This window comes from Rathayibacter rubneri (assembly GCF_023743255.1).
Lineage (GTDB): Bacteria > Actinomycetota > Actinomycetes > Actinomycetales > Microbacteriaceae > Rathayibacter > Rathayibacter rubneri.
Genome location: NZ_JAMRYM010000032.1, coordinates 21,353 through 34,436 on the forward strand (window position 1 = coordinate 21,353; position 13,084 = coordinate 34,436).

Below are 13,084 nucleotides of genomic sequence, written 5' to 3' on the forward strand. Positions count from 1 at the left end.
GGAACGCTCGGGGAAGCCTGGAATAATGCCGCGGTGACCTCCCCCCTCGACGGCCTGCTCGATCCGCTGCACCCCCTCTCCGCCGGGCGCACCGCCGATTCCGCGCTCGTGCGCGCCTACCGCTCCGAGCGCCCCGAGCGCATGCCGGTCTGGTTCATGCGGCAGGCCGGGCGGAGCCTGCCGGAGTACCGGGCGCTGCGCACCGACACCAAGATGCTCGACGCCTGCCTCGATCCGGCGCTGGCGAGCGAGATCACGCTCCAGCCGGTGCGCCGGCACGGCACGGACGCGGGCATCTTCTTCAGCGACATCGTGATCCCCCTGCGGCTCGCAGGGGTCGCGGTCGACATCGTCCCCGGTCGGGGCCCGGTGCTCGAGAAGGCCGTCCGCACGGCGGCCGACGTCGAGGAGCTGACCGCGATCGACCCGGCCGTGCTCGACGAGAGCCTCGAGCCGATCCGCGAGGGCGTGCGCCGCACGGTCGCGGGCCTGGGCGACACCCCTCTCATCGGCTTCGCCGGAGCGCCCTTCACCCTCGCCGCCTACCTCGTCGAGGGCGGGCCGTCGAAGGACCACATCCGCGCCCGCACTCTCATGCACGCCGATCCGGACGCCTGGGGCCGCCTGATGGAGTGGACGGCCGAGGTCACCGGCCGCTTCCTCCGCGCGCAGGTGCTCGCCGGCGCCAGCGCCGCGCAGCTGTTCGACTCCTGGGCCGGAGCGCTGTCGCTCGCCGACTACACCGCCCGAGTCGCCCCCGCCTCCGCCCGCGCCCTCACTCATGTGCGCGACCTGGCCTTCGAATCGGGCGGCGTCCGCCGCAACGTGCCGATCGTGCACTTCGGCGTCGGCACGGGGGAGCTGCTCGGCGCCATGCACGCCATCGGTGCGGACGTCGTCGGTGTCGACTACCGGATCCCCCTCGACGAGGCGAACCACCGGCTCGGCGGCTTCGTGCCGGTGCAGGGCAACGTCGACCCTGCGCTGCTCTCGGCGCCGTGGGAGGTGCTGGCGGCGCACGTCGACGACGTCCTCCGACGCGGCCTCAGCGCCCCCGCGCACGTGCTCAACCTCGGCCACGGCGTGCCGCCCGAGACCGACCCGGACGTGCTGACGCGCCTCGTCGCCTTCGCGCACGACTGGCGGCCGTGAGCTCCCGGCCGAGCCCGGTCGACCACGACGTCGCGGTCGTCGGCGGAGGGGTCGCGGGTCTCGCCGCCGCCGCGGAGTGCCTGCGGATCGGCCTGCGGGTCGTCGTGCTCGAGGCGGGGGAGCGCGTGGGCGGCTCCGTCGCCCCGCTCGAGCTCGCGGGCACGGTGCTCGACGCCGGCGCCGAGAGCTTCGCCACCCGGGGCGGCCACGTCGAGAAGGCGCTCGCCGCCCTGACCCTCGAGGGCAGGCCCCTCGCCGAGTCGATCGTCGCGCCCAGCACGGGCGGGTCCTGGTTGCATCTGGCGGGCGGGCGCTCCGTCCCCTCGCCCCGCGCGGGCATCCTCGGGATCCCGAGCACGCCGCTGGCCGCCGACGTGGTCCGCGCGATCGGCCGTCGGGGCGCGGCGCGCGCCTGGCTCGACACCCTCATGCCCGTGCTGCGCATCGGGCGGGCGCACTCGCTCGCCGAGCTGGTGCGCACGCGGATGGGCGCGAGGGTGCTCGAGGACCTGGTCGCCCCGGTCGTCTCGGGCGTCTACTCCTCCCGGCCCGAGGACATCGACGTCGACCTCGCGGCGCCCGGCCTGAACGGGGCGATCACCCGCCGCGGCTCGCTCGCGGGCGCCGTCGCGGCGCTCCGGGCCAACGTGCCCGCCGGAGTCGCGGTGCGCGGCCTCGACGGCGGCATGCACCGCCTGGTGGCGGCCCTCGTCGAGCGGATCGACTACCTCTCGGGCGAGATCCGCACCGGTGTCGGCGTCTCGCGTCTCGGACGGGCCGACGACGACGGCCCCTTCTCCCTCCGCCTCGCCGACGGCTCCGACCTCACCGCGCACGCCGTGATCGTCGCGACCCCCGAGCACGACGCCCGGGCCCTGCTCGCCGACCTCGTGCCGGCCGCCCGCGACGAGGGCGAGCCGGGCGAGGACTCGGTCGAGCTCGTGACCCTCGTCGTCGACGACGACCGCCTCGACGCCGCTCCGCGCGGCTCCGGAGTGCTCGTCGCGCCGACCGCCGACGACGTCGTCGCGAAGGCCCTCACCCACGCCACCGCGAAGTGGTCGTGGCTGGCCGCCACCCTGCCGCCCGGGCGCCACGTCCTGCGGCTGTCGTACGGGCGACCGGGCGAGCACCCTCCCCTCGCCGACGCGAGCGATGCGGAGGCCTCCGCCGTCGCACTGGCCGACGCCTCGACCCTGCTGGGCGTGCCGCTGGATCCGTCGACCCTCGTCGACTCGGCCCGGGTGCGCTGGGCCAACGTCCGCCCGGCCGCCGCGCTCGGCCGGCGCGATCGGCTCGAGGAGTTCCGCGAGGCGCTCGCCCCCGTCGCCGGACTCGCCGTCACGGGCACCTGGATCGCCGGGACCGGGCTCGCCTCGGTGCTCCCGCACGCGGCGGAGGCGGCCGCCCTTATCCGCCGCCGCCTGGTGCGTCAAGGCGTCGGGATCGCGCACGAAGAACGGCACGGCGACGGCTACTCTGGGTCGCAGGCACCCGCATGAGTGCGGGCTGCACCGGCACGAGTGGTCATCGACCGCGTGAACGAGCCGCGAGAGCGGCCCAGGACGAGGAGTAGGCGTGAAGGGCAAGATCATCTTCGTGGCAGGAGCCGCAGCCGGATACGTGCTGGGAGCACGTGCGGGCCGCAAGCGGTACGAGCAGATCGCCGCGGCGGCCAACCGGTTCTGGCAGACCCAGCCGGTGCAGGACGTCGCGGGAGCGGTCGGCGGAGCGGCGAAGACGCAGCTCGACACCGTCTCGGACAAGGCGTACGAGCTCGTCCGCACGGTCGTCTCGAAGGCGGTCGCCGGCGGGAAGAAGTCGCAGGGCTCGAGCGACGCCGAGGCCACCGCCGCGGCCCGTCGCGCGGCGGCGAAGGTCGACGAGGCCGCGGCCTCGGCCGGCTCGGGAGGATCGGCGTCGTCGACCTCCACGAGCAAGGCCTAGTCCCCATCCGCTCGGCCCCATCGACCGGTGCCGGGCCGGCACGTCCCGACCTCGAGGAGCTCCCGTGGTGAACGAACGCAATCCGAAGAACGCCCGATCACTGGGCGAGCTCGTCGGCGACCTCCCGGGGCTCGTCGTCGAGCTCGTGAAGGCCGAGCTCGCCTCCCTGAAGAACGAGCTGTCCGGCAAGGCCAAGAACGCCGGCCTCGCGGTGGCGCTGTTCGCCGTGGCGGCCTTCCTCCTCCTCACCGCGTGGGCCACGCTAGTGACCTTCGCGATCATCGGCATCTCGTCGTGGCTGCCGGCCTGGCTGTCGGCGCTGATCGTCACCGTGTTCTTCCTGATCGTGGCCGTGGTGCTCGCCCTGGTCGGCGTCAAGTCGATCAAGAAGGCGGTCCCGCCCGTCCCGCAGGACTCGATCGAGAGCATCAAGAAGGACGTCCAGGCGTTCAAGGGAGTCGGAACCTATGACCACTGACGTGAGCACCACGACCCCCCGCTTCGTCGACCCGGCCGAGCTCAAGCCCGACCAGCTGAAGGCCGACATCGAGCGCGCGCGCACCGAGCTCGCCGCCACGCTCGACGCCATCGAGTACAAGATCAACGTGCCCCGCAAGGTGAAGGACGCGCAGCGCACCCTGGAGCGCAAGTTCCGGGTCGTGAGCCGGCAGAACCCGTCCGCGCTGATCGCCGGCGCGGCGGGTGTCGCGGCGGCCGTCGGACTCCTCGTCTGGGGCGTCGTCAAGCAGGTCACCGAGGACTGAGCTCCTCCTGCACGCACCAGCGGCCGTCCCTCCGGGGGCGGCCGTTCGTGCGTGCGCCACCGCTAGCGTTCCGGAGCCCCGGGCGCCAGAGCCGTCGTCGCTTTTGTGCATCCGCACGAGCGGAGGGATGATGGATCAATGACCGATCAGACCGCCGGAACGGCGGGTCCCGTTCAGTCCGCCCGCGAAGAGAACGCTGCCGCTCCCTCGCCGCAGCCCCCCGCCGATCAGGCCCCCGCCGATCAGCCTCTGGGATACACGCTCTGGGCGGTTCTCCGCAGGGACCCCGTACGTCCGCTCACCCTCTCCGACGACGCACTGGCCCCGGCCGCCGAGCAGTACGAGCGCGTCGTCGCCCGGCTCGCGGACGAGGGCGTCACCGTGCGCGGCACGTACGACGTCTCGGCCCTGCGCGCCGACGCCGACATCATGCTCTGGCTCGTCGGCTCCGAGCCCGAGGAGCTGCAGCGCGGCTACCGGGTCCTGCGCCGCACCGACCTGCTCGCGGGTCTCGCTCCCACGTGGAACGCCATGGGCGTGCACCGGGACGCCGAGTTCAGCTCCAACCACCTCCCCGCGTACATGCGCGGGAAGGAGCCGGCCCGCTGGCTGACGGTGTACCCGTTCGTCCGCTCCTACGAGTGGTACATCCTCCCCGAGGAGGAGCGCCGCTCGATGCTCGCGCAGCACGGCCGTCAGGGCTCGCGCTTCCGCTCCGTCCTCACGAACACGGTGGCGTCCTTCTCGCTCGGCGACTACGAGTGGATCCTCGCGCTCGAGGACGAGGAGCTCGTCAACCTGGTCGACCTGATGCGCGACCTGCGCGCCACGGAGGCGCGTCGTCACGTGCGCGAAGAGGTCCCGTTCTTCACCGGTCGGCGCATCGAGGCCGACCAGATCGCAGAGGTGCTCCGATGAGCGACACGACCCCCGACTCCCCGACGAGCGACTCCGGCGTCCTGGTCCGCGGTGCCACCCCGGCCGCCGCGTCCGGACCCGAGCACGTCGAGGTCCCCGTCGCGTACGACGCGATCCTGCTGGCCGGCTTCGGCGGACCGGAGGGGCAGGACGACGTCATCCCGTTCCTGCGCAACGTCACCCGCGGCCGCGGGATCCCGGAGGAGCGCCTCGAGGAGGTCGCCCACCACTACCGCCACTTCGGCGGCGTCAGCCCCATCAACGCGCAGAACCGCGCGCTGAAGGCGGCCCTCGAGGCCGAACTCGAGAAGCGCGGCATCGACCTCCCCGTGATCTGGGGCAACCGCAACTGGGCGCCCTACATGAGCGAGGCGGTGGCGGAGGCGAAGGAGCGCGGCTTCTCGAACCTGATCGCCATCGCGACCAGCGCCTACTCCTCCTTCTCGTCCTGCCGCCAGTACCGCGAGGACTACGCCGCGGCGCTCGACGCCACCGGCCTGGAGGGCGAGCTGCGGATCGACAAGGTGCGCCAGTTCTTCGACCACCCGGGCTTCGTCATGCCGTTCGTCAAGGCCGTGCACGACGGCCTCGAGGAGCTGCAGGGGCGCCTCCCGGGAATCGACCTCACCTCCGAGGTGGAGGTGCTGTTCTCGACGCACTCGATCCCGATGGCCGACGCCGAGCGCAGCGGACCGCACGAGCGCCACGACGACGGCACCGTCGTGGACGTGCACGGCTTCGGTGCGGGCGGCGCCTACGAGGCGCAGCACCTCGCCGTGGCCGAGGTCGTCATGGCGGCGGCCACCACCGAGGACGTGCCGTGGCAGCTCGTCTACCAGTCGCGCTCCGGCCCGCCCACGCAGCCGTGGCTCGAGCCCGACATCAACGACGCGATCGCCGAGCTGCCCGCCCGGGGCCGCAAGGCCGTGCTCATCGTGCCGCTGGGCTTCGTGTCGGACCACATGGAGGTCATGTGGGACCTCGACAACGAGGCCCTCGAGACGTCCGAGGAGAACGGCCTCGTCGCGATCCGCGTCGCCACGCCCGGCACCGACCCGCTCTACGTGGCCGGCCTCGTCGACCTCGTGCTCGAGCGGGTCAACGGCACCCCGACCGAGGAGCGCCCGTCGATGACGGCGCTCGGCCCCTGGTACGACGTCTGCCGCCCCGGCTGCTGCGAGAACGTCCGCGCCGGCTTCAAGCCCGCGCTCGCGGGAGTCGCTCCGTGACGGAGGTGCGTCGGTGAGCATCCGGGTGGGCACGCGCGCGAGCGCCCTCGCCGTCGCCCAGACCCGCATGACGGCCGGTCGCATGGCGGCCGCCGCGGGCGTGCCCGTCGAGCTGGTGCGGATCGAGTCCGACGGCGACCGCATGACGGGCTCGCTGGCGTCCCTCGGCGGCACCGGCGTCTTCGTGAGCGCCCTGCGGGACGCGCTGCTGGCGGGGCGCTGCGACGCGATCGTGCACTCCCTGAAGGACCTGCCGACGGCTCCCGTCGAGGGGCTCGTCCTGGGCGCCGTGCCGGAGCGCGAGGACCCGCGCGACGCCCTCTGCGCGCGCGACGGCCGCACGCTGGCGACCCTGCCCGCGGGAGCCCGCGTCGGCACCGGCTCCCCGCGGCGTCGTGCCGCGCTGCTGGCGGCCCGCCCCGATCTCGAGATCGTCGACATCCGCGGCAACATCGACACGCGCCTGCGCCGGGTGACGGAGGAGGGCGACTCGGCTCTGGACGCCATCGTCCTGGCGGTCTCGGGGCTGAGCCGGCTCGGCCGGACCGAGGCGATCACCGAGCTGCTCGACTTCGACGTCTCGCCGCACGCGCCCGGACAGGGCGCTCTGGCGATCGAGGTCCGCGACGAGGAGCCGTCGGACGAGCTCCGCGCGGCCCTCGCCGCTGTCGAGCACACTCCGACCCGCGCCGCCATCACGGCCGAGCGCAGCCTTCTCGCCGCGCTGGAGGCCGGCTGCGCCGCTCCGATCGGTGCGACCGCCTCGACGGCGGGGGACGAGGTCGTGCTGCGCGGCGTCGTCTTCGCGACCGACGGCTCCGCGTCGCTCGTCCGAGAGGTGAGGGAGCGGGTCGGTAACGGTTCGATCGGCGGAGGTCGACATTCGGCGGATCCGCAGTATGGTGGTCGCGAACTGCCCGTCGTCGAAGCCGCGTTCCATTGCGGCTCTCTGCTCGCTGACGCGCTCCTCGGTGCGGGTGCCGCCGACCTCGCACCCCTGGGAGCCCCTTCGTGATCGTCCCCGCCGCCTACTCCCAGTGGGAGAAGCCGTTGCAGGGCTGGCGCGTGCTCGTCCCCCGCGGTGGCCCGTGGGGCGACGGCGTCGCCGCGGCCCTCCGCGCCAAGGGCGCCTCTCCTGTCGTCGCGCCCATGATCAACTTCGCTCCGACCGACGACTTCCCGGCGCTCGAGCAGGCCCTCGCCGACCTCGAGGCCGGCGCGTTCGACTGGATGACCGTCACGAGCGCGACCACCGTCGACGTCCTCTCGCTGCTGCGCACCAGGGTCCCCCCGAGCACCCGCGTCGCCGCGGTCGGCGAGACCACGGCCGCCGCGCTCGTCGCCGCCGGCTACGCCGTCGACCTCGTCCCGTCCGAGGACAACTCCGCCCGCGGTCTCCTGGCCGAGTGGGAGGAGGCGACCGGCGGCAAGCACCCGCTGCGCGTCCTCACCCTGCGCTCCGAGATCGCCAAGCCGCTGCTGACCGAGGGCCTCACGCGCATCGGCCACGACGTCCGCTCGGTCGTCGCCTACCGCACGGTCGGCGTCCCCGTCGAGGACCGTGTCGTCGCCGATGTCGCGAGCGGCGCGGTGCACGCGATCCTCGTCACTTCGGGGAGCGTCGCCGAGCAGGTGCAGAGCCAGCTCGGCCCGATCCCGGAGTCGACCCTCGTCGCGGCCATCGGTCCGCAGACCGCGAAGGACGCGCGGGCGTTCGGCCTCCGCGTCGACGTCGTCGCCGACGAGCGCTCGGCGTCGTCCCTGATCGACGCGGTCGCCCGTGTCGCCGCGGAGCACGCCGGCCGCTGAACGGTCGCTCCCTCGACGTCCGCCGAGACCAGGGGGGTGTCGGCTGTCGGTCGGGCGGGCCGTCGCCGGCCGAGGTTCTGCTCCAGGAGCCGCTCATCCGAGCGGAGTTAGGCTGGAAGCATGATCGCCATCCGTCCGCGGCGACTCCGCACCACCCCGGCGATGCGCCGGCTCGTGCAGGAGACCCGCATCCACCCGGCCCAGCTCGTCCTCCCCCTCTTCGTCGCGGAGGGCATCACCGACGCCCGTCCGATCGGCTCCATGCCGGGGGTGATGCACCACTCGCTCGACAGCGTGCGAGGAGCGGTGACCGAGGCGGCCGAGGCGGGACTGGGCGGCGTCATGCTGTTCGGCGTGCCCACCACTCGCGACGCGGTCGGCTCGGGCGCGACCGATCCCGACGGGATCCTCAACGCCGCCACCCGCGCGGTGGTGGCGGAGGTCGGCGACGCGCTGGTCGTGCAGACCGACCTCTGCCTGGACGAGTTCACCGACCACGGGCACTGCGGGGTCCTCGACGAGCACGGCCGCGTCGACAACGACGCGACGCTCCTCCGCTACGAGGAGATGGCGCTCGCCCAGGCCGAGGCGGGGTCGCACCTGCTCGGGCTCTCGGGGATGATGGACGGCCAGGTCGGCGCCCTCCGCGGCGCCCTGGACGAGTCGGGTCACCTGGACACGGCGATCCTCGCCTACTCGGCGAAGTACGCATCGAGCTTCTACGGGCCGTTCCGCGAGGCCGTCCAGTCGACGCTCGAGGGCGATCGCCGCACCTACCAGCAGGACCCGGCCAACCGCCGCGAGGGTCTGCGCGAGGCGACGCTCGATCTCGCCGAGGGCGCCGACGTCGTGATGGTGAAGCCCGCGATGAGCTACCTCGACGTGCTGGCCGATGTGGCCGCCGTCTCGGACGTCCCCGTCTGGGCGTACCAGGTGTCGGGGGAGTACGCGATGATCGAGGCCGCCGCCGCGAACGGCTGGATCTCGCGCGAGCCCGCGATCCTGGAATCCGTCACGGGCATCCTCCGCGCCGGTGCCGACGCCGTGCTGACCTACTGGGCGGTCGAGATCGCGCGCGATCTGCTGAAGCGCTGATCGCCGCCCCTCCTCGTCCACCGGGCGCGCAGCGAGCGCGCCGTATCGTGGAGGGGTGACTTCCCCGGTGAACGCCGTCTCGGCGAACGACAGCCTCTACGAGCGTGCCCGGCACGCGATCCCCGGCGGCGTGAACTCGCCCGTCCGCGCCTTCCGCTCGGTCGGCGGGACGCCCCGCTTCATGGTCTCGGCCTCGGGTCCGCACATCACGGACGCCGACGGGCGCGAGTACGTCGATCTGGTGTGCTCGTGGGGCCCGGCCGTGCTGGGCCACGCCCACCCGGAGGTCGTGGCGGCGGTGCAGGAGGCGGCCGCGCGCGGCCTCTCGTTCGGCGCCTCGACCCCGGCCGAGACCGAGCTCGCCGAGCTCGTCGAGGCGCGGATCACCGCGGGCGGCGTCTCCCCGATCGAGAAGCTGCGGCTCGTCTCGACCGGCACCGAGGCCACCATGACCGCGATCCGGCTCGCCCGCGGAGTCACAGGGCGCGATCTGCTGATCAAGTTCTCGGGCCACTACCACGGCCACTCCGACGGGCTCCTGGCCGACGCCGGCTCCGGACTCGCGACCCTGTCGCTGCCCGCCTCGGCCGGCGTCACGGCCGCGACGGCCGCGCAGACGATCGTGCTGCCCTACAACGACCTCGACGCCGTGCGCGCCGTCCTCGCGGAGCGCGGCTCCGAGATCGCCGCGGTGATCACCGAGGCGGCGGCCGCGAACATGGGCGTCGTCGCTCCCGAGGCGGGCTTCAACGCGGCCCTCGCCGATCTCGTGCACGCCAACGGCTCGCTGCTGATCATGGACGAGGTGCTCACCGGTTTCCGGGTGAGCGCCGGCGGCTGGTGGGGCCTCGAGAACCGCGGCGCCGAGACCCCGTACCGCGCCGACCTCTACACCTTCGGCAAGGTCATCGGAGGCGGCATGCCGGTCGCCGCGCTCGGCGGCCGCGCGGACGTGATGGACCACCTCGCTCCGCTGGGCCCGGTGTACCAGGCGGGCACGCTGTCCGGGAACCCGGTCGCCGTCGCCGCGGGCATCCGCACGCTGCAGCTGGCCGACGACGCGGTCTACGCCGCGCTCGACGCCACCGCAGCGACCCTCCAGCGGGAGGTGTCGGCGGCTCTGTCGGCCGAGGGGGTCGCGCACACGGTGCAGACGGCCGGCAACCTGTTCAGCTTCGTCTTCACCGATCTCGGGCGACCCGTCCGCGACTACGCCGAGGTGCAGGCGCAGGACGCGTTCCGCTATCCCGCGTTCTTCCACTCGATGCTCGACTCGGGAGTCTCGCTCCCGCCGTCGGTCTTCGAGGCCTGGTTCGTGTCGGCCGCGCACGACGACGCCGCGATCGGCCGCATCGTCGACGCGCTGCCCGCGGCGGCGAAGGCGGCTGCGGCAGCGCGTCCGTGATGCGTCCGTGAGGACCGGCCGGGCGGCGCAGGCCGCCCGGCCGGGCGATCTCAGCGGCGCGCGACCGACTTCGGCAGGACGAACACCAGCGCGAAGGCCGCGACGGCCATCAGCGTGCTGAGCAGCATCGCGGGTGCGGCGGCGTCCAGGAAGCCCGAGGCCACGGTGTCGGGTCCGGTGATGACCAGCCCTCCGAAGAGGACGCTGCCGATCACCGCGATGCCCACGGCCGAGCCGATGCGCTGGATGGCCGAGATCACGCCGCTCGCCGCGCCCGCGTCCTGCGGGTCGACGGTGGCGACGATGAACTGCACGTTCGGGGCGATGAAGAAGCCGTTGCCGAGTCCCGCGATCAGCAGGGGAGCGAGCAGCTGCCAGTTGGTGAGGGAGTCCGGAGTGGCGTTCAGCAGCACGAGCCACACCCAGGCCAGCCCGATCGCGAGGAGGCCGCTGCCGAGGACGAGGACGTTGCGGCCCAGCCGCGCGGTGAGGCGGTTGCTCTGCGAGGAGCTGATGATGCTGCCGGTGGCGAAGGGGATCGAGACCAGTCCGGACTCGAGTGCCGTGTGGCCCAGGCCCGACTGCCACAGCAGCGAGATCGTGAAGAAGATGCTCGTGAAGGCCGCGAAGTAGACCAGCGCCAGGATCACGCCTCCGGTGAAAGCCGGGTGGCGGAAGAGCGACGGCGGGACCAGCGGCGTGCGTCCGCGGCGGACGTACAGGACCTCCCACGCGCCGAAGGCGGCCAGCAGCACGGCGCCGCCGACGATCGAGAGGATCGTCCAGAGCGGCCAGCCCTCGTCCTCGCCCTGGATCAGCGGGACGAGCAGTGCGACGAGTCCGCCCGAGACCAGGACGAGGCCGAGCCAGTCGACACCGCCGCTGGGCGCGCGCGGGCCCGACTCCAGCTCGCGGCGGGCGGGGAGCAGGCGTGCCGCGGCGATCAGCGTCGCGACTCCGATGGGCAGGTTCACCCAGAACACGAGGCGCCAGCCGTTCTCGTCGCCGAAGGCCTGGATGATCAGGCCGCCGATGATCGGGCCGAGCGCCGACGAGACGCCGAGGACGGCGCCCATGATCGCGAAGGCCTTCCCTCGCGAGGGTCCCCGGAAGAGCAGCTGGATGTAGGCGTTGACCGCCGGCACGAACATGCCTCCTGCGAGGCCCTGCACGACGCGGGCGATGACGAGCTGGACGTCGTCGGCCGCGAGGCCGCAGGCGAAGCTCGCGACGGTGAAGAGCGCGACTCCGCTGACGAAGACCCACTTGTGGCCGAAGCGGTCGCCGAGGCGCCCCGCCGGGATCAGGGCGAGCCCGAACGCCAGCGCGTAGCCCGAGATGATCCACGACAGCGTCGACTCCGAGGCGTCGAGCGTGGTGCGGATGGTCGGCAGCGCGACGTTGACGATCGTGGTGTCGAGCAGGGCGATGAACATGCCCGCGAGCAGGACGATCAGCGAGCGCCAGGCCCGGCGGTCGGGAGCGGGAGGGGCGCCGGTCGCGCCGCGGTCGGTCGACGTCTCGGTCATGGGGAGGGCCTTTCGGGCAGAGGGGAGGAGTGCGCGGGACGGGCCGCGGGGGCACGACGGCACAACCTGCGAACTCTCGCAGACGCACCCGCGCTTCCCCGAGCCGATGGCTGTGCACGCCCTCAGACGAGGGTCAGCGCAGGAGGGCCGGCGGACGAGGCTCAGCGCGAGCGCTCGGCCCGCCGCGCGCAGTCGATGCAGAGCTCCGCGGTGGGACGGGCGGCGAGGCGCGCCGACCCGATGGGCCGCCCGCACGAGGCGCAGTCGCCGTAGCCGCCGTCGCCGACCCGGCGGCGGGCCTCGGCGAGCTCCCGCTCCGTCCGCGTCAGAGCGTCGCGCACCCCGGCCATCCGCGACCACTCCGCCGAGAGCGGCGTGCCCTCGGGGTCGTGCTCGTCGTCGGCCGTGCCGTCGCTGCGGGCCAGCAGCAGCTCGGCGAGGGCCTCGTCGAGGACGGCCGCCTCGCGGCGCGCCTCGTCCTGCCGCTCGACGAGCAGCGCGTCCAGGCGTCGCAGCTCGTCGGGATCCATCGGCATCCGTCCATGGTCGCACCGCCGAGCGATCCGTTCCCCGGCGGTGCGGGGACTCGGGGCAGACTAGAGGCATGCCCGTCGTGACCGTGCTCCCCGACCGCCTCGAACTGCGACTGACGAGGGCCGAGCGCCTGCTCGCCTTCCATCGCGGAGACGTCGTGATCGACCGCGCGAGCATCCGCTCGGCGACGGTCACCGAGGACCCGTGGATCTGGGTCCGCGGCATCCGCGCGCCCGGCACGGCCGTGCCGCTCACGATCGCCGCCGGCACGTGGAAGTTCCACGGCGGCAAGGACTTCCTGCTGATCAAGCGCACGGCCGCGGCCGTGGTGATCGACCTCGTCGACGAGGACTGGTCGCGCTTGATCATCAGCACGAAGCACGCCCCCGAGCTCATCGCGGCCCTGCAGCTCGGCCCGACGACGGCGGCGATACCGATCATCGAGACGGACGACCTCGTCGTGGTCCCGGAGGTGGCCGAGCAGGCCGCGGCGCGGCTCGCGGCGGCGGACGAGGCGGCCGTCGCCCGCGAGACGGAGGCGGCCGGTGCGGCCGAGGCCGACCGCCCGAGCGTGCCGCCCGCGTCGCCCGCCGAGGACGCGGCGCTCGACACGGCTCAGGTGGTGGCCGAGACGTCCGCGGTCGCCGAGGCGGTGGCCGAGAAGAAGGCCGCGCCGACGAAGCGGCCGACGCCGACGAAGCC

At 73.5% G+C, this 13,084-nt stretch carries 14 protein-coding genes; 12 read left to right on the plus strand and 2 right to left on the minus strand.

Annotated features, from left to right (window positions below; translation table 11 throughout):
- The first annotated feature begins 33 nt into the window (after positions 1–33).
- The 11 genes from hemE (at position 34) to hemL (ending at position 10,319) form a co-directional block, all read left to right on the plus strand.
- Entirely contained in the window at positions 34–1,152 is a 1,119-nt protein-coding gene (gene hemE / locus NB037_RS09305; protein WP_251945368.1) for a uroporphyrinogen decarboxylase, read from the plus strand.
- Positions 1,149–2,654 (plus strand): protoporphyrinogen oxidase, encoded by a 1,506-nt coding sequence (gene hemG, locus NB037_RS09310; RefSeq protein WP_251945369.1) that lies wholly within the window; start codon positions 1,149–1,151, stop codon positions 2,652–2,654. The genes hemE and hemG overlap by 4 nt, the downstream gene beginning before the upstream one ends.
- A gap of 76 nt (positions 2,655–2,730) precedes the next feature.
- Complete coding sequence (locus NB037_RS09315; protein WP_251945370.1) at positions 2,731–3,099, plus strand: YtxH domain-containing protein; 369 nt, start codon at positions 2,731–2,733, stop codon at positions 3,097–3,099.
- A gap of 64 nt (positions 3,100–3,163) precedes the next feature.
- Positions 3,164–3,577, plus strand: a complete 414-nt coding sequence (locus NB037_RS09320; protein WP_077224022.1) for a phage holin family protein — start codon at positions 3,164–3,166, stop codon at positions 3,575–3,577.
- 1 nt (position 3,578) lies between these two features.
- Positions 3,579–3,863: a DUF3618 domain-containing protein gene (locus NB037_RS09325; protein ID WP_251945372.1), complete on the plus strand. Its 285-nt coding sequence runs from the start codon at positions 3,579–3,581 to the stop codon at positions 3,861–3,863.
- A gap of 138 nt (positions 3,864–4,001) precedes the next feature.
- Positions 4,002–4,781, plus strand: coding sequence for a hydrogen peroxide-dependent heme synthase (gene hemQ / locus NB037_RS09330; protein ID WP_251945374.1), 780 nt, complete (start codon positions 4,002–4,004; stop codon positions 4,779–4,781).
- Positions 4,778–6,010 carry a ferrochelatase gene (locus NB037_RS09335; protein ID WP_251945376.1) on the plus strand — a complete coding sequence of 411 codons (1,233 nt, stop codon included), beginning with the start codon at positions 4,778–4,780 and terminating at the stop codon, positions 6,008–6,010. The genes hemQ and NB037_RS09335 overlap by 4 nt, the downstream gene beginning before the upstream one ends.
- A gap of 13 nt (positions 6,011–6,023) precedes the next feature.
- Positions 6,024–7,025, plus strand: coding sequence for a hydroxymethylbilane synthase (hemC, locus tag NB037_RS09340; protein ID WP_308202068.1), 1,002 nt, complete (start codon positions 6,024–6,026; stop codon positions 7,023–7,025).
- Positions 7,025–7,819, plus strand: coding sequence for a uroporphyrinogen-III synthase (locus NB037_RS09345; RefSeq protein WP_251945385.1), 795 nt, complete (start codon positions 7,025–7,027; stop codon positions 7,817–7,819). The genes hemC and NB037_RS09345 overlap by 1 nt, the downstream gene beginning before the upstream one ends.
- 120 nt (positions 7,820–7,939) lie before the next feature.
- A complete protein-coding gene (gene hemB / locus NB037_RS09350) occupies positions 7,940–8,914 on the plus strand; it encodes a porphobilinogen synthase (protein ID WP_251945378.1) in 975 nt (324 codons plus the stop codon).
- A gap of 55 nt (positions 8,915–8,969) precedes the next feature.
- Positions 8,970–10,319, plus strand: a complete 1,350-nt coding sequence (gene hemL / locus NB037_RS09355) for a glutamate-1-semialdehyde 2,1-aminomutase (protein ID WP_251945379.1) — start codon at positions 8,970–8,972, stop codon at positions 10,317–10,319.
- Between the two features lie 50 nt (positions 10,320–10,369).
- Here the strand turns inward: hemL and NB037_RS09360 are convergent, their stop codons facing one another.
- Complete coding sequence (locus NB037_RS09360) at positions 10,370–11,848, minus strand: MFS transporter (protein WP_251945380.1); 1,479 nt, start codon at positions 11,846–11,848, stop codon at positions 10,370–10,372.
- A 161-nt stretch (positions 11,849–12,009) separates the two neighbouring features.
- Positions 12,010–12,384, minus strand: coding sequence for a TraR/DksA family transcriptional regulator (locus NB037_RS09365; RefSeq protein WP_251945381.1), 375 nt, complete (start codon positions 12,382–12,384; stop codon positions 12,010–12,012).
- Positions 12,385–12,452: 68 nt separating this feature from the next.
- Between NB037_RS09365 and NB037_RS09370 the strand changes: the two genes are divergently transcribed.
- Positions 12,453–13,084, plus strand: a 632-nt coding sequence (locus tag NB037_RS09370; protein ID WP_251945382.1) for a hypothetical protein, incomplete at its 3' end; no start/stop codon positions are given.